Genomic DNA, 16,438 nt, shown 5'->3' on the forward strand with positions numbered 1-16,438 from the left:
GATATATTCTGTTCCCTACATGATGGACATTCTGATGCTTTGGGTCAATGACAGCTACTTAAAGGAGGCGGGGGTTGAGGATGTGAGCACCCCGGAGCGCCTGCGCCATTTTTTGTCCTATGATTTTGGAGAGGGACGCTATGCCTATGGAGGGGCATGGGAAAAGACATATGTTTACAACGAAATAGGGGAATTTATTAACTTATTCGGCGGGGATTACTACGATTGGAGCAACCCGAAAACGAGAGAAGCCATGGAGTTTTTAAAAAGCTGTGTGGAAAAGGGCTATTCCCCCATGGAGCAGCTGCTGGACCAATATGAGCAGACGGGGGAGAAATTTGTGGACGGGAAGTATGGGCTCGTATTCTTATACAGCGGCACCATGAATACTTTTGCGGACGCAGGAGTCTATGGAAAGGACCGGATTCATCTGACACCCCTTCCCGCCCTGGGGGGCCGCACCACATACGTTGCTACGTGGCAATACGTGCTGAACAAGGCCTCCCATCATAAGGATGCGGCACGAAGGTTTCTGGCCTATGCGGCCAGCCCGGAGGGGAGCAAAAGCTATGCGGAAAAGATGAAACGCATGCCTGCAAGAGAAGATGTAATCTGGGAAGAAAATTTTGACTTCCCGGGATACGAGGAAATGCGGAATTATTTAAGGTCAGCCAGCCTGCAGGCAAGGCCGATCCCTAAAAATCCGATGCAATATATTTCTGATCTGGGCACTCTGTTTCAGCGGTATGTCACCGGAGAAATGGAGCTGGAGGAGTTCTGCCAAAGGATGCAGCAGATGGTGGATGAGAATATGGGAGATGTGAAAGCGGAAAGCGCGGATAAAGAAGCGGCAAATAAGAAGCAGTAAATTAAGGAAGAAAGGGTGTAATGTTATGTCAGAATTATTTAAAAATGTTGATTGTATAGAACTATATGTTTCTGATTTGGATGACGGAATTAAATACTACTGCAACAGCATGGGATTGAAGCTATTGTGGCGGGCTGAAACCTCCGCTGGTCTGGGAATGGAAAACGATGTGGCAGAAATCGTTATACAAACAGACAGGAAAAACATGAATGTTGATTTTAAGGTAGAGTCAGTCGTTGATTCAATTGAAAGGATTAGGGATGCAGGCGGAAAGATAATTTATGGCCCGTTTGATATACCCATTGGAAAGTGTGCGGTAATACAGGATAAATGGGAAAATGAATATGTTATTTTAGATATGACCAAGGGAAAATATGTAACAGACGAATCAGGGAATGTTGTTGGCGTAAGCAAAAATCAATAGCCGGCATGGCAGCCGCCGGACAGCAGAGAGAAAAACAGCACAGAGCACAGCCGGTAATGACTGTGCTCTGTGCTGTTTTTAAATCCATTCATGAGACACCGGGGACTCGAACCCCGGACAACTTGATTAAAAGTCAAGTGCTCTACCACCTGAGCTAGTATCCCATACTGGGCTAGTTGGATTTGAACCAACGAATGCAGGAGTCAAAGTCCTGTGCCTTACCGCTTGGCGATAGCCCAATAAAAAATCCTGATAAAAAAAAATTCCCTAAAAGGGAAAGGTGAGTACAGGGATTCGAACCCTGGGCCTCCAGAGCCACAATCTGGCGCGATAACCAACTTCGCCATACCCACCATAATTTCACACCCTTGGTCTGAGATGTGAAATGAGCCTGAAGGGATTCGAACCCCCGACCCACGGCTTAGAAGGCCGTTGCTCTATCCAACTGAGCTACAGACTCAAGAGCGGGTGATGGGAATCGAACCCACGTATCTAGCTTGGAAGGCTAGTGTTCTACCATTGAACTACACCCGCGCGGAATGTCGAGAGAAATGATTATTAAATAATATTTTCTCAATCGGGGTGACAGGATTCGAACCTGCGACCCCCTGGTCCCAAACCAGGTACTCTAGCCAAACTGAGCCACACCCCGATGAATTGCTTTTCCGCAACGCAAGAGTTATTATATATGATGGATATAGTTTTGTCAACATTATTTTTAGAAAAAATTTCAAGGTTTCTTTCATGGCCTGTTTAAGCCGTTTTATGGGAGGATTAAGCCCTTGAAATGGAGGAACCGGCAGGCCATCAAAGATGTTCCTGCCGGTTTGAGTATGAAAAATAAAAAGTCAATATTAAAAGGGGGGAGTTCCTTACAAGACTTAGTATACGGGAAATTTGTGACGTAAGTTTGACCAGCCCATAAATAATTCATAAATAAAGTAAAAGAATTATGAGGAATTCGGGAAAGATATGGCTCTTTAAAAATTTGATGTGCTATAATGAAAAAACGGATATGACACAGTACAGCAAAACTCAGGAAGAAAGAAGGAATGGAATATGAAATTCTGGGAAACGTGTGAAACAGATATAGGAACACTTACCATAGTATGCAGTGAGGAAGAGCTCTTGGCTGTTGACTTCGGCGCGAGCGAGCCTTTGGACGGGGTCAGAAGGCATACGGAGCTGACGGAGAGGACAGTCGGGCAGTTAAAGGAATATTTCTTAGGAAAGAGACAGGAATTTGACCTTCCCTTAAAACCTGCGGGAACGGAATTTCAAAGAAAGGTATGGGAGGCTTTACGGGCCATTCCCTACGGACAGACCAGAACCTATGGAGAGATTGCGGCATCAATCGGAAATCCCAAGGCATGCCGGGCCGTTGGGATGGCGAATAACCGGAATCCCATTCCCATTATTATCCCCTGCCACAGAGTCATCGGGGCAGGAGGCAGTCTGGTAGGCTATGGCGGAGGCCTTGATAAAAAGGTAAAACTGCTTGAGCTGGAGCAGTCCGGACACGCCTGATTTAATTATTAAGAATTTTTAATGTTTCTTTCAGTTCCTTTAATCCCCTATACATTTCGATTCCAGAATGATATAATCCTCATCGTTACCAGAAATGAATGGCATAAGGAGGAATGGTTTATATGAGAAAAAACAAATTATTGGCAGCAGTGGTTGTTTCGATGGCAGTCATGATGGCGGCATCAGCCTGTGGCTCCAAAGATAATACAAAAGCAGGAACAGAGACAGAGACCTCTACAGAGGCAGGTTCCCAGGGTACAGCCAAAGGGTCTGAGGAAGAGACAGGAACAGAGGTTAGCGGAGAAGAGTCTGAGGGAGAAGACGCAGAGGCTTCTGCAACAGAGGCACCGAAGGGCGCGCCGGAAGCAGGCAGTTTAGATGCAGGCGTATTCACCTCCAAGTCAGGAAAATACCAGATCACACCGCCTCAGGGCTGGATCATTAATGAAGAAAGTGATGAGAATCTGGCAGTCTTTATCTCTCCTAACGACAGTGACTTCCTGGAGGTCACTTATGTGGAAGGCGACGATGCGGGAGATGCCCGTGAAGTTTATCCGGATACCATGGAAGAATATAAAGCGCAGATCAGCCGCGGAGAAGATATGGAGTTTGTCCGTTACAATGTGGAAAACGGCAGCGACGGAAGCCAGACCTTCCGTTATGCTATCCGCTATAAGACTCCTGATGACGGAGTCCGCTATTACGCCATCTCCGGTTCCTATGATGCAGCAGCCAAGAAGTACATCAGCGCAGCAGGAACCATTGAGTCCGAAGGCAGCGACGTAGAGAATCAGATTGAAGCAGCACTTGATTCCTTAAAATTGAAATAAGAAAAGAAAGCCCCTGAAGTTATGGAAACTGGTTTGGTTTCCTGGCTTCAGGGGCTTTTTTTACAGTCTTACCATGACTCCGTTTAAAAGTCCCACATCCTCTTCCTGATGGGTGCTCACAATGACCAGCTTCCCGGCAGACCGGTTTCGCATATACCGGATTACTGAGCCCTTGGTGGTTTCATCGAGGCCGGTAAAGGGTTCATCCATCAGCACCATGTCTGAAGGGGCAGATAAGGCCCTTACAATGGCCACACGGCGCTTCATGCCGCCGCTTAAGGTGGATACGGGCCGGGAAAGAGATTCCTCAGGAAGCAGGCTTAAAAGCTCTTCATAGGCCCCTTTCCGGTTCCGGGAAACAGAGCCGGGTAAAACCATGGCCACGTTGTCCACCGGGCTGAAGGCTTCGCACAGACGGTCCTCCTGGAATACGGCGGAGGCCCTTATACCCTTCAGACCTTCTATGATGCCGGAATCAGCTTCCTCAAGCCCCAGGAGAATCCGCAGGAACGTGGTTTTTCCTGAACCGGAGGGGCCCATAAGGCAGTGGATGGGGCCTGAGGGAAGGGTGAGACTTACCTGGTTTAACACTTCGAGATTTCCAAAGGACTTTGACAGCCCTTTTATCTTAAGCTCCATCCGTCAGACCTCCTTTCTTTTACGGCGTTCCGGCTCCGGGACAGCCAGTCCCAAAAGCCAAAGCACAAATTTTTCAAGAAATGCACTGATTACGATGATCACCAGAGTCCAGGCAAATAAATCCCCGGTACTCAAGTAAATTTTAGCCATATACAGTTTTTCTCCGATGGAATAGCCCGGCACTCCGATGACCTCTGCCGCGACGCCGGATTTCCAGCCCATGCCCAGTGCCGCCCGGCAGCCGCTGATGAGATAGGGTAAGAGAGCGGGGCGGTAGATGAAGAAGAGCTTTTTCCCGGCGGACATGTGAAAGACATTTGCCATTTCAAGGAGTCTGGGATCGGTGCTCATAAACCCTGCCCTGGTATTGATGTAGATCATGGGAAATACCACCAGGAAGGAGATGAAAACCGACAGGTTTTCAGAGCCGGTCCAGATCAGGGCCAGGATGACGAAGGAAGCCACAGGAACCGATTTCATTAAGGATACAGGCGGCTCCAGAAGGTCCTTGAAAAAAGGAAAACGGCAGGAGAGGCCTCCTGCCAGGATTGCTGAGGAAAAAGCCAGGAAAAATCCCAGGCTGATCTTTCCGAAAGAGAGAAATATGGTTTTCCAAAAGCCCGGCATGGCCGCCTGGGTCCATAAGGACTGACCCACCTCCAAGGGGCCCACCAGTATAATGCTGTTGTGCACAGCCAGACTGGCTGCCTGCCATACGATGAGCCAGAAAAGGATGATGACGGCCTTTTTAAAAGGCCGGGCTGTCAGTTTTATCATGGAAGTTTCCTCTTTCTAAATGCGTTTTTATCTGAATTACGGCAGATAATAGAAATCATCAGCCGGAAGTGCTCCTCCCACGGAAGCCGGGTCCATATCGAAGAGAACCTTTAAGTATCCGCTCAACAGGGATTTCATTTCCTCCCCGTCGATGTAGGTGATGCTGCAGTAAGGAATGGCTTTTTCCGCAATGGGGGCCTTTTCAATGATTCCGGCGGCAGCTACCAGGGCGGCGGCTTCGGCTACATTGGAATTGGCATACTGGGCGGAAGCGCTGTGTTCGGCCATAAAGGTTTCAACGGCCTCTTTTTGCTCCTTTAAGACGTCATTGCGGCAGACGGTCACTCCTGTCACCAGGCTTCCGCTGTCTTTGGCTCCGGCGGCATCCCATTCCTTTGTCAGGTCCAGAACGATTTTCAGCCCGTCATTCTGAGCCAGTGCAGCCGTCACAAATGGCTGGGGAAGGATGCCCACGGCGTCCGGTTTTTCTTTTAAAATGGCAGCCACTTCAGCCGCCTCTGATTTATATTCCAGGGTGACATCACTCTCGGTCAGTCCATTGGCCTTTAGCACATGGCGGAAGGCGTAATCCGGTGTGGCTCCTTTTCCGGTTAAATATACGGTCTTTCCCTTTAAATCTCCTGTGGTTTTAATGGTGTCGTCGGAGGACACTCCGTAAAGCACGCCCAGGGTGTTGATGTCAATGACGGTGATTGCCTGATTGGTCTTGCTGTAGATGATGGAAGCCATGTTTGCAGGCACCAGTGCGATGTCCAGCTCACCGGATGCAATTTTTCCCAAGAGTTCATCGGCAGCGGTCACCATGGTGAATTCATAAGAGCCTTTTGCTTCGCCCTTTTCAGACTTGTCCATTAATTCCACAAGGCCCATGGAAGTAGGCCCTTTTAAAGAACCGACTCTCAAGGCTTTGGCTTCTGGAGCCTCTTCTGCCTTGGAAGCTTCTGAAGAAATTTCTGCCGTTGTTACGGGAGCAGAGGTTTCTGTTTCAGCAGAAGCTGCCGTAGTTTCAGCCCCTCCTTTGGCACAGCCGGTTAAAACGGCGGCTGTCATGGCAAGAGCCGTTAATACGGATAATATTTTTTTCATAATTCTCCTCACTTTCTGTCCTTGCGAACAGCCTCAGTATACCATTATTTCCCTGTAATTGTCAAAATATAGATACAGATATGGCCGCAAATGTGGTATACTGAAAACATCTGTATCAGAATCATTTATATATAATTTGAGAAGGGAGAAAAACGGCATATGAATGAGGTATATGCAAAGCTGGAAAACTGCTTGAAAAGTGTAAGGGAAAAGACTGATTTCATCCCGGAAGTGGCTTTGATTCTCGGTTCCGGCCTTGGGGAGTATGCAGAGGAAATTGAAGTGTCTGCTTCCATTGAGTACAAGGATATCGAAGGATTTCCGGTTTCAACGGTTGCCGGGCACAAGGGCAGATTTGTGTTCGGATATGTGAATCACGTTCCGGTGGTGATCATGCAGGGGAGGGTCCACTATTATGAGGGATATCCCATGACAGATGTGGTGCTTCCTGCCAGGCTTATGGGTCTTATGGGGGCTAAGACCCTGTTTTTGACCAATGCGGCAGGAGGGGTCAATAAGGACTTTGATCCGGGAGACTTCATGGTGATCCGGGATCACATCTCCACCTTTGTTCCGTCTCCGCTTTTAGGGACAAACATAGAGGAGCTGGGGCCCAGATTTCCTGATATGAGCCAGGTTTACAGCAGGAGGCTGCAGCAGATCATTAAAAACGCTGCAAAGGAAGAGGGAATCGGTCTCAGGGAAGGCGTTTACATGCAGCTGACAGGGCCTGCTTATGAGTCTCCGTCAGAGGTTTCCATGTGCCGCATTTTAGGGGCAGATGCAGTGGGCATGAGCACGGCCTGCGAAGCGCTTGCAGCAAGACATATGGGCATGGAGGTGTGCGGAATTTCCTGCATCACAAACATGGCCTGCGGTATTTTAGACCAGCCCTTAAGCCATACAGAGGTACAGGAAACGGCGGACAGGGTCGCACCACAGTTTAAACGATTAATTACGGCTTCCATCACAGGATTTGCCGGAAAATAAAAGGAGGATATTTCTTATGGAACGGATGCTGACAGAACGGATACTGGCTGCGTCAGGGGCAAAAAAAGCATCTCTGGTGTTAAAAAATGCAAAGGTGGTCAATGTGTTTACGGCAGAACTGGAAACAGGGGACATTGCCATTGAAGACGGCTATATTGTGGGAATAGGGGATTATGAAGGACAGACAGAGATCGAGCTGGGGGGCCAGATCGTCTGCCCTGGACTGATTGACGGGCACATTCATTTGGAAAGTTCTATGGTGGCTCCTGGGGAGTTTGAAAAGGCCGTTGTGCCTCACGGAACCCAGGCAGTCATTACAGACCCTCATGAGATCGCCAATGTGGCGGGAACGGAAGGAATCCGCTTTATGATGGAACGGACCAAGGGACTCACCCTTGACGTGTATTTTATGCTTCCTTCCTGCGTGCCTGCCACAGGACTTGATGAATCGGGAGCCATATTAAATGCAGAGGCCCTGTCTCCCCTCTATGACGAGGAGCGGGTGCTGGGACTGGCGGAGCTGATGAACTCCTACGGAACCGTAAGGGCTGACGGAGCAATCCTTGACAAGGTGGAGGATGCCAGAAAGAAAAAGATGCTGGTTGACGGCCATGCGCCGGGGCTCTTTGGCAGAGAGTTAAACGCTTATGTGGCTGCCGGAGTGCAGTCTGACCACGAATGCAGCGATGCAGGAGAGGCCATAGAAAAGATCAGAAGGGGCCAGTGGGTCATGATCCGGGAGGGCACTGCGGCCAGAAACTTGGAAGCCCTGCTTCCCTTGTTTAAAGAGCCTTATTACCGCCGCTGCATGCTGGTGACGGATGATAAGCATCCCGGTGATTTGACCAGGCTGGGCCATTTGGATTACATTATCAGGCGGGCCGTGAGTCTGGGGGCTGACCCCATTCACGCAGTCCTTATGGGCTCCTTCCACGCTGCCCAGTACTTCGGACTTTCTGAGGTGGGAGCAATCGCACCGGGATATAAGGCAAATCTTTTAGTGGTTTCTGATTTGGAGAGCTTTGAAGTCAGACAGGTTTATAAAAACGGAAAGCTGGTTGCGGAAAACGGCGCGATGAAGGAAGAAATCCTGGCAGCGGAGAGGCGGAGCGTGGAAACGCCTGCCAGAGTGGGGGACTCTTTCCGGTTAAAGGAAATCAGCCCTGAGGACTTACGCGTGGAGAAAAAGGGCGATACCATCCGGGTTCTCTGCCTGACTCCGGGAGAGCTGACCACCACAGAGCTTTTGGCTCCCTGGACAGAGCAGGAAGGGACTGCCCCCGGTGTCAATGTGGAACAGGACATCGTGAAGATGGCGGTGCTGGAGCGCCACCACAATACAGGCCATATGGGTCTGGGCTTTTTAGGCGGTTACGGATTAAAGCGGGGAGCAGTTGCCACCAGCATTGCCCATGACTCCCACAACCTGATTTTGGCGGGAACCAATGACGCGGATATGGCTCTGGCCGGAAACACTGTGAGAAAGAACCGGGGCGGTCTGGCCATTGTGGCTGACGGAAAGGTCTTAGGAGAGCTTCCTCTGCCCATTGCCGGGCTTATGAGCGAGGAGCCGGCCTGGTGGGTGGATGAAAAGCTGGAGGAGTTAAAATCCCATGCAAGGGACCTTGGAATCGGAGAGAGCATCGATCCCTTTATGACTCTTGCCTTTGCCAGCCTTCCTGTCATTCCCAAGCTGCGTCTCAACACCTACGGACTGATCAATGTGGAGGAGCAGAGGATTGAGGATGTGATGATCACCTGTACTCCAAAAAATACAGGTAATCGATAAAAATATATTGATAAAGATATAACAATGTGCGATAATTGCCCCAAGGGATTACGGAAAGAGTCGGATGTAATTCGGAGGGAGAATATTTATGAAAGTAACGATCTGCATTGGAAGTGCGTGTCATTTAAGGGGGTCCAGGGAAATTATCACCCAGCTTCAAAGCCTCGTAAAGGAGAACCGTCTTGAAGGCCGGGTGGATTTAAACGGGGCATTTTGCAGCGGCAACTGCGTAAACGGTGTCTGTGTTACCCTGGATGAGACGGTTTATTCTTTAAAGCCGGAGGATACAAGGGAGTTTTTTGAAAAAGAAATCGCAGGGAGGCTGTAATCATGGGGATCATTGATTTCAAGTCTATCAAATGCAAACACTGTTACAAATGTGTCCGCAACTGCGAAGTAAAGGCAGTTATGATTAAGGATGAGCGGGCTGAGATCATGGAAGATAAGTGCATTTTATGTGGAAAATGCATGAAGGTCTGTCCTCAGTCCGCCAAAACCCTGATCAGCGATTTGGAGCTGGTCAAGGGCTACATAAAAGCAGGAATTCCAGCGGTCATTTCCCTGGCTCCGTCCTATATGGGGCTGCTGCCCTATGAGTCCATCGGACAGATAAACGGAGCCTTAAGAAAGCTGGGCTTTTTTGATGTCCGGGAGACCGCAGAGGGAGCGGCTCTGGTGACTGCGGAATATGCAGGGCTTTTAAAAGAGGGAAAGATGGAAAACATCATCACCACCTGCTGTCCCAGCGTCAATGACCTGATTGAAATTTATTATCCCAGCCTGATTCCTTATCTGGCTCCGGTAGTATCCCCCATGATCGCCCACGGGAAGATGATCAAGGAGGAAATGGGACCTGAGGTGAAGGTGGTATTTTTAGGCCCCTGCATTGCAAAGAAAAAGGAATCCCAGGATAGCCGTCATGGGGAGTATATCGATGCAGTCCTCAATTTCAATGACATCCTGCGGTGGCTTTCTGAGGAGGACATTTCCATAGAGGATTGTGAGGATATCCCGTTTGCAAGCTTTAATCCCAGAGTCAACCGCCTTTATCCGGTCACCAATGGCGTGGTGAATTCTGTTCTGGCGGGGCAGAAGGAAAAGGATGGATACAGGAAGTTTTATGTTCACGGTTCCAGAAACTGCATTGACTTGTGCGAGAGCATGGTCAGGGGAGATATTCAGGGCTGCTTCATTGAGATGAACATGTGCTCCGGAGGCTGCATCAAGGGGCCTGCGGTGGACACAGGGGGCATCTCCCGGTTTAAGGTGAAGCTGGATATGGAAGAGTCCATCAAGCGGGAGCCGGTGCCGGAAGAAGAGCTTCATGAGGTGATGGAGGCCCTTTCCTTTGGAAAACGGTTTGCAGACCGGGCTCCCAGGGAGAAAAGGCCTACGGAGGTCCAGATTCAGGATATCTTAAAGCAGATCGGAAAGACGAGGCCGGAGGATGAGTTAAACTGCGGCGCCTGCGGCTATTCCACCTGCCGGGAAAAGGCTGTGGCTGTTTTTCAGAAAAAGGCAGAGCTTAACATGTGCATTCCCTTTATGAATGAAAAGGCGGAATCCCTATCCAATCTGGTGATGGAGACCTCTCCTAATATCGTTCTGATTGTGGATAAGGATATGAAGATTCTGGAGTATTCGGCAGTGGGAGAAAAGTATTTCGGAAAGAACAGGCAGGAAGCTCTGGATATGTACTTATATGAACTGATTGATCCTTCCGATTTTCAGTGGGTTTACGACTCCCACCAGAATATCCATGGCAAAAAGGTGACTTACGGGGAATACCGGTTCTCCACCCTCCAAAACATTGTATACATTGAGAAAGAGGATGTGGTGCTGGCTACCTTTATCGATATCACCAGGGCGGAGGAAGAGGCGAGGCAGGAGTATGAAAAGAAGCTGGAGACCATTGAACTGGCCCAGAAGGTCATCCATAAGCAGATGATGGTGGCCCAGGAAATTGCCGGTCTGCTGGGAGAGACAACAGCCGAAACCAAAATCACATTAACGAAGCTTTGCCGGTCCTTATTGGAAGAGGGAAGCGAAAGTGAGGTCAGGTAATGGGAGTTACGGTTGATGTTGCATATAAGAGCTTAAATAAATTCAGTGAAATACTGTGCGGGGACAAGGTGGAAATTTTACATACAGGGGATTCCAACATCATGATCCTTGCCGACGGCATGGGCAGCGGGGTAAAGGCCAATATTCTGTCTACCATGACCTCCAAGATTCTGGGAACCATGTTTTTAAACGGGGCCACTTTAGAGGAGTGTGTGGAAACCATTGTGGAGACCCTTCCGGTGTGCCAGGTGCGCCAGGTGGCTTATTCCACCTTCAGCATCCTCCAGGTGTTTAACAGCGGGGAAGCCTATCTGGTGGAGTTTGACAATCCGGGCTGCATCTTCATCCGAAACGGAAGCCTGGTTTCTATCCCCAGGAATTCCAGGGTCATCCGGGATAAACAGATTAATGAATACCGTTTTCATGTGAAAAAAGGAGACGCTCTCGTCTTGATGAGCGACGGAACCATTCATGCGGGAGTGGGGCAGTTGCTGAACTTCGGCTGGCAGTGGGATGAGCTGGCGGCTTATGCGGTAAAGCAGTACCGTTTGACGGTATCTGCGGTGCGTCTGGCTTCCGCCCTCAGCAGAGCCTGTGATGAGCTCTACCAGTTCAGGCCCGGAGACGATACCACAGTGGCTGTTATGCGGGTCATTGACAGAAAGCCGGTCCATTTGATGACAGGGCCTCCAAAGAGCCAGGACGGCGACGAGGAGATCGTCAGGGATTTCCTTTCCGGAGATGATGGGGTAAAGAGAATTGTCTGCGGAGGGACCAGCGCAAACATCGTATCCAGGATGACCGGAAAGAAACTGGATGTATCCCTGGATTACAATGACCCCGATATCCCGCCCATCGCCTTTATTGACGGCATTGAGCTGGTGACGGAAGGCGTTTTGACTTTAAACAGAGTCTTGCAGCTATTGAAGCGCTATGTGACGAACGAGTCTGTTTCAGAAGAGTTTTTCCTGGAGCTGGACCGGCAAAACGGCGCATCTATGGTGGCTAAGATGATCATAGAGGACTGCACGGAACTCCATTTATATGTGGGAAGAGCCATTAACAGCGCTTATCAGAATCCGGGGCTGCCCTTTGATCTGGGCATCCGGCAGAATCTGGTGGAGCAGTTAAAGCAGACAGCAGGGGAAATGGGGAAAAAGGTCACGGTAGCTTATTATTAAACAGATGTGAGAAGAAGCTCCGGGACATTTAAGAATTTACACGTATGAAACCATAAAAAAAGCTATGGGAAATCCCATAGCTTTTTTGCTTTTTTTGAGTTTAAAGGTGTAATCTCTTACATGCCTGCAAACTGATTTTTTACCTTGGTAATCTTTTGCTGCTCGGCTTGTTCTGTGGTATACCATCCCTTTGCAGACATCTTTTTGTAGATGTCATCCTGCATGCATAAACTGTCATTTAAGGCGTTGTCAAATGCCTGATGCACGTTCATGGTAGGGGACTCAATGGTTCCATGCAGATATAGGTCACACACGCCCTTGGCTGTGTGGAGCAGGTTCTCCATAATACACTTGTCATCCATAGGTGATTCCTCCTTACACTAAGTTATAGAAGTTGTCAAAGATCTGCTGATGCTTTTGTAAAAGCTGCTGTGCGCAGGCCTTTAATTCAGGGTCCTGCAGATTCTGTGCAGCTTCCTGGCATTGGGTCTTTAAAAATTTCTCATGTCCGAGAGCATCCTCGATATAATTTAATTCCTTTGGACTCATGTTTTATCACCTCCTGTTTTAGTATGGATGCTTTCTTCTCTTTTTATCAGCAAACTTTATGGGAAAAATTTATCAACAAAATTTATGGGCAAAATAAAAAATCCCCTCTGCTTTTACGCAGAGGGAACTTTTGGAATTTAAATTTCGTTTATTTTTCTCTTCACATAAGTGGTGTGAAGGAGATGGTGAGATTTTTCACTGCCTGGGGTTCCCAGATAGGTTTCATATAATTCCTTAATGGCCGGATTCTCATGGGATTTTCTGATGGCTTTTCCTGCATCGTCATCATAGAGAACTTTTGCTCTCAGCGCCTTTAAGTCAACCGTATTGCGGATATAACCTGGCTGCTGAGGCATGCCGCCTCCGTTTACGCAGCCGCCCGGACAGCCCATGATCTCGATGAAATGGTAGTCGGAAGCTCCGGATTTCACCCGGTTAAGAAGCTCTCTCGCATTGCCAAGGCCGGAAGCAACAGCTACCTTCACATCCATGCCTGCCACATTGTAAGTGGCTTCCTTGATTCCCTGGGTTCCGCGGACATCCACGAAGTCAGGTTTTTCCAGCTCTTCGCCGGTCAAAGTCTCCACTGCAGTTCTTAAAGCAGCTTCCATAACACCGCCGGTAGCGCCGAAGATGGTGGCAGCACCTGTGCCAAGGCCCAATGGAGTGTCAAAGTCTTCGTTTGGAAGCTCGGTGAAACGGATTCCAGCCTGCTTGATCATTCTGGCAAGCTCTCTGGTGGTCAAGGAATAGTCCACATCCGGAACTCCGTTGGCATCTTCATCATCTCTGCCCACTTCGAATTTCTTGGCAGTACAGGGCATAACGCTGACGGATACGATATCTTCCGGCTTTAAGCCCATCTTTTCTGCATAATAGGACTTAACAACCGCCCCGAACATCTGCTGGGGAGATTTACAGGAAGATAAGTTCTCTGTCATATCCGGGAAATAGTGCTCGCAGTATTTTACCCAGCCTGGAGAACATGAGGTGATCAGAGGAAGAACGCCGCCGTTTTGAACCCTGTGAAGGAATTCATGGGCCTCTTCCATAATGGTTAAGTCAGCGCCGAAGTTGGTGTCAAATACGCGGTCAAAGCCCAGCCTTCTGAGAGCAGCTACCATCTGGCCTTCTGTATTGGTTCCGATGGGATAGTCAAATTCCTCTCCAAGGCCTGCACGGACAGAAGGAGCGGTCTGAACGACCACATGCTTGGTAGGGTCTGCAATGGCTGCTAAAATATCATCGGCATTAGTCTTTTCATAAAGAGCGCCTGTTGGGCAGACTGCAATACACTGGCCGCAGGATACGCAGCTTGTTTCGCCAAGGCCCATGTCAAAGGCAGAACCGATGAAGGTGGCAAATCCGCGGTCATTGGGTCCGATGACGCCGATTTCCTGAATCTTTTCACAGACAGCGGTACAGCGGCGGCATAAGATGCACTTGCTGTTGTCGCGCACCATGTGAACTGCACTTTCATCCAGCTCAGAAGGTGTTTTGGCGCCGTCATAGTAATCTTCCATGTTTACGCCCATTTCCTTGCTCAAGGTCTGGAGCTCGCATTCACCGCTGCGCACGCAGGATAAACAGGAACGGTCGTGGTTGGAAAGGATCAATTGAAGGGTTTTCTTTCTGTAGTCACGCACCTTGGGGGTGTTGGTCTTCACTTCCATGCCCGGATTGATGGGGTATACACAGGCAGGGGCCAGCTTTCCTCCGCCCACTTCCACGGTACAGATGCGGCAGGCGGCGATTTCGTTGATATCCTTTAAAAAGCACAAAGTCGGTATCTCAACATGTGCAAGTCTGGCAGCCTCTAAAATGGTGGAGCCTGCGGGGGCACTTACATCCATGCCGTTGATTTTTATTGTAATATTCTCCATGATACAAGTTCCCTCCATTATCTCTTATAAACAGCGTCAAATTTGCATTTCTCCATACATACGCCGCACTTGATACATGTTTCTGGATCAATGACGTGGGGGTTCTTGACAGAACCGGAGATTGCGTTAACCGGACAGTTTCTGGCGCAGATGGTACAGCCCTTGCACTTCTCAGCATCGATGTGATAGGAGAGCAGAGCCTTGCAGACGCCTGACGGGCAGGTCTTGTCAACGATATGGGCATTGTACTCATCCCGGAAGAACTTTAAGGTGGAAAGAACAGGGTTTGGAGCAGTCTGTCCTAAGCCGCAGGCTGAGTTTTCCTTTATGTAGTAGCACAGCTCTTCCAAACGGTCCAAATCCTCTAATTTTGCATGGCCATTGGTGATCTTTTCAAGGATTTCCAGCATACGCTTCGTTCCGATACGGCATGGAGTACATTTTCCGCAGGATTCTTCTACGGTGAATTCCAGGAAGAACTTGGCAATATCCACCATACAGTCGGTTTCATCCATAACGATCAGACCGCCGGAGCCCATCATGGAGCCGATGGCAAGGAGGTTGTCGTAGTCAATGGGGATATCATAATGCTGTGCCGGAATACAGCCGCCGGAAGGTCCGCCGGTCTGGGCAGCTTTAAACTTTTTACCGTTTGGAATGCCGCCGCCGATCTCTTCGATGATTTCCCGGAGAGTAGTTCCCATGGGAACCTCCACCAGTCCGGTGTTGTGAATCTTTCCGCCTAAAGCGAATACCTTTGTTCCCTTGGATTTTTCTGTACCCATGGAAGCAAACCAGTCAGAGCCGTTTAAAATGATCTGAGGGATATTGGCGTAGGTTTCCACGTTATTTAAGATGGTTGGCTTTCCAAACAGACCTTTTTGAGCCGGGAATGGGGGACGGGGTCTTGGCTCGCCGCGGTTTCCTTCGATGGAAACCATGAGAGCTGTTTCCTCACCGCAGACGAATGCACCTGCACCCAAACGCAGATCAATGTCAAAGGAAAAGCCGCTGCCAAAGATGTCATCGCCTAAAAGCTCCATCTCTCTTGCCTGTCCAATGGCCAGTTTTAAACGTTCTACGGCAATGGGATACTCCGCACGCACGTATATGTAACCCTGAGAAGCGCCGATAGCGTATCCGGCAATGGTCATGGCCTCTAAAAGGGCATGAGGGTCGCCTTCCAGAACGGAACGGTCCATAAATGCACCTGGGTCGCCTTCGTCCGCATTACAACAGACGTACTTCTGATCCGCGTCATTCTGCTTTGCCAGCTTCCACTTTAAGCCTGTGGGGAAGCCTGCGCCGCCTCGTCCTCTTAAACCGCTGTCTAACAGGGTCGTTATGACATCGTCAGGAGTCATCTCTGTGAGAACCTTTCCAAGAGCTGCATATCCGCCTGTACCGATGTATTCTTCGATATTTTCCGGGTTGATGACACCGCAGTTGCGCAGAGCCACACGGTGCTGTTTTTTATAGAAATCTGTATCACTTAAGGACTTGATTCCGGCAGGTGTCACGGTCTCATCGTAGAGCAGGCGCTCGACTGGACGTCCCTTTAATAAGTGCTCGGATACGATTTCCGGAATATCCTCTTCTTTTACCATGGCATAAAAGGCTGCATCGGGATAGATAATCATGATGGGGCCAAGTGCACAAAGACCGTGGCAGCCTGTCTGTACTACGGATATCTCTTCCGCTAAATCCTGTTTTTTTAACTCATCTTTTAATTTGACCATAATCTGCTGGCATCCGGAGGAAGTACATCCTGTTCCGCCGCAAACCAATACATGTGAACGATACATCTGGT

Annotated in this window: 16 protein-coding genes and 6 tRNA genes; 9 read left to right on the forward strand and 13 right to left on the reverse strand. The window is 49.1% G+C overall.

What is annotated here, in order from left to right; all coding sequences use genetic code 11:
* Both QM657_RS10300 and QM657_RS10305 read left to right on the forward strand, forming a co-directional pair.
* Positions 1-868: extracellular solute-binding protein (locus QM657_RS10300; protein WP_415066560.1), on the forward strand; the 868-nt coding region annotated here is incomplete at its 5' end.
* Between the two features lie 25 nt (positions 869-893).
* Complete coding sequence (locus tag QM657_RS10305) at positions 894-1,292, forward strand: VOC family protein (protein WP_415066561.1); 399 nt, start codon at positions 894-896, stop codon at positions 1,290-1,292.
* Positions 1,293-1,383: 91 nt separating this feature from the next.
* Here QM657_RS10305 and QM657_RS10310 read toward each other — a convergent pair.
* The 6 genes from QM657_RS10310 to QM657_RS10335 all read right to left on the reverse strand — a co-directional run bounded on the left by QM657_RS10310 (position 1,384) and on the right by QM657_RS10335 (position 1,944).
* Positions 1,384-1,456: transfer RNA gene (locus tag QM657_RS10310), tRNA-Lys, on the reverse strand.
* A 3-nt stretch (positions 1,457-1,459) separates the two neighbouring features.
* Positions 1,460-1,531: transfer RNA gene (locus QM657_RS10315), tRNA-Gln, on the reverse strand.
* 39 nt (positions 1,532-1,570) lie between these two features.
* A tRNA-His gene (locus QM657_RS10320) sits at positions 1,571-1,646 on the reverse strand.
* Between the two features lie 32 nt (positions 1,647-1,678).
* A tRNA-Arg gene (locus QM657_RS10325) sits at positions 1,679-1,752 on the reverse strand.
* Between the two features lie 3 nt (positions 1,753-1,755).
* Positions 1,756-1,826 (reverse strand) — tRNA-Gly (locus QM657_RS10330).
* Between the two features lie 43 nt (positions 1,827-1,869).
* Positions 1,870-1,944: transfer RNA gene (locus QM657_RS10335), tRNA-Pro, on the reverse strand.
* 407 nt (positions 1,945-2,351) lie between these two features.
* On the opposite strand from QM657_RS10335, the gene QM657_RS10340 reads away from it, so the two are divergent.
* Together QM657_RS10340 and QM657_RS10345 are read left to right on the forward strand one after the other, a co-directional pair.
* Positions 2,352-2,819, forward strand: coding sequence for a methylated-DNA--[protein]-cysteine S-methyltransferase (locus QM657_RS10340; RefSeq protein ID WP_415066562.1), 468 nt, complete (start codon positions 2,352-2,354; stop codon positions 2,817-2,819).
* A 122-nt stretch (positions 2,820-2,941) separates the two neighbouring features.
* Complete coding sequence (locus QM657_RS10345; protein ID WP_415066563.1) at positions 2,942-3,649, forward strand: hypothetical protein; 708 nt, start codon at positions 2,942-2,944, stop codon at positions 3,647-3,649.
* Between the two features lie 60 nt (positions 3,650-3,709).
* Here QM657_RS10345 and QM657_RS10350 read toward each other — a convergent pair whose 3' ends face one another.
* The 3 genes from QM657_RS10350 to QM657_RS10360 are packed head-to-tail and all read right to left on the reverse strand — an operon-like array spanning position 3,710 to position 6,172.
* Positions 3,710-4,288: an ATP-binding cassette domain-containing protein gene (locus QM657_RS10350; RefSeq protein WP_415066564.1), complete on the reverse strand. Its 579-nt coding sequence runs from the start codon at positions 4,286-4,288 to the stop codon at positions 3,710-3,712.
* A gap of 3 nt (positions 4,289-4,291) precedes the next feature.
* On the reverse strand, positions 4,292-5,065 hold the full coding sequence (locus tag QM657_RS10355; protein ID WP_415066565.1) for an ABC transporter permease: 774 nt from the start codon (positions 5,063-5,065) through the stop codon (positions 4,292-4,294).
* A 36-nt stretch (positions 5,066-5,101) separates the two neighbouring features.
* Positions 5,102-6,172, reverse strand: coding sequence for an ABC transporter substrate-binding protein (locus tag QM657_RS10360; protein ID WP_415066566.1), 1,071 nt, complete (start codon positions 6,170-6,172; stop codon positions 5,102-5,104).
* 159 nt (positions 6,173-6,331) lie between these two features.
* On the opposite strand from QM657_RS10360, the gene QM657_RS10365 reads away from it, so the two are divergent.
* The 5 genes from QM657_RS10365 (at position 6,332) to QM657_RS10385 (ending at position 12,196) form a co-directional block, all read left to right on the forward strand.
* A complete protein-coding gene (locus tag QM657_RS10365) occupies positions 6,332-7,162 on the forward strand; it encodes a purine-nucleoside phosphorylase (RefSeq protein ID WP_415066567.1) in 831 nt (276 codons plus the stop codon).
* 16 nt (positions 7,163-7,178) lie between these two features.
* On the forward strand, positions 7,179-8,951 hold the full coding sequence (gene ade, locus QM657_RS10370) for an adenine deaminase (RefSeq protein ID WP_415066568.1): 1,773 nt from the start codon (positions 7,179-7,181) through the stop codon (positions 8,949-8,951).
* Positions 8,952-9,039: 88 nt separating this feature from the next.
* On the forward strand, positions 9,040-9,279 hold the full coding sequence (locus QM657_RS10375) for a (2Fe-2S) ferredoxin domain-containing protein (RefSeq protein ID WP_415066569.1): 240 nt from the start codon (positions 9,040-9,042) through the stop codon (positions 9,277-9,279).
* A gap of 2 nt (positions 9,280-9,281) precedes the next feature.
* Positions 9,282-11,015, forward strand: a complete 1,734-nt coding sequence (locus QM657_RS10380; RefSeq protein ID WP_415066570.1) for a [Fe-Fe] hydrogenase large subunit C-terminal domain-containing protein — start codon at positions 9,282-9,284, stop codon at positions 11,013-11,015.
* On the forward strand, positions 11,015-12,196 hold the full coding sequence (locus tag QM657_RS10385; protein ID WP_415066571.1) for a SpoIIE family protein phosphatase: 1,182 nt from the start codon (positions 11,015-11,017) through the stop codon (positions 12,194-12,196). Before QM657_RS10380 ends, QM657_RS10385 begins: the two co-directional genes overlap by 1 nt.
* Before the next feature lie 116 nt (positions 12,197-12,312).
* Here QM657_RS10385 and QM657_RS10390 read toward each other — a convergent pair whose 3' ends face one another.
* From QM657_RS10390 to nuoF, 4 genes are all read right to left on the reverse strand, one after another.
* Positions 12,313-12,558 (reverse strand): spore coat protein, encoded by a 246-nt coding sequence (locus tag QM657_RS10390; RefSeq protein WP_415066572.1) that lies wholly within the window; start codon positions 12,556-12,558, stop codon positions 12,313-12,315.
* 13 nt (positions 12,559-12,571) lie between these two features.
* A complete protein-coding gene (locus QM657_RS10395) occupies positions 12,572-12,745 on the reverse strand; it encodes a hypothetical protein (protein WP_415066574.1) in 174 nt (57 codons plus the stop codon).
* A 137-nt stretch (positions 12,746-12,882) separates the two neighbouring features.
* Positions 12,883-14,628 (reverse strand): NADH-dependent [FeFe] hydrogenase, group A6, encoded by a 1,746-nt coding sequence (locus QM657_RS10400; protein WP_415066575.1) that lies wholly within the window; start codon positions 14,626-14,628, stop codon positions 12,883-12,885.
* A 17-nt stretch (positions 14,629-14,645) separates the two neighbouring features.
* Positions 14,646-16,433, reverse strand: a complete 1,788-nt coding sequence (gene nuoF / locus QM657_RS10405) for an NADH-quinone oxidoreductase subunit NuoF (protein WP_415066576.1) — start codon at positions 16,431-16,433, stop codon at positions 14,646-14,648.
* Between the last annotated feature and the right edge of the window lie 5 nt (positions 16,434-16,438).

Source organism: Lacrimispora sp. (assembly GCF_047605665.1).
Lineage (GTDB): Bacteria > Bacillota > Clostridia > Lachnospirales > Lachnospiraceae > Lacrimispora.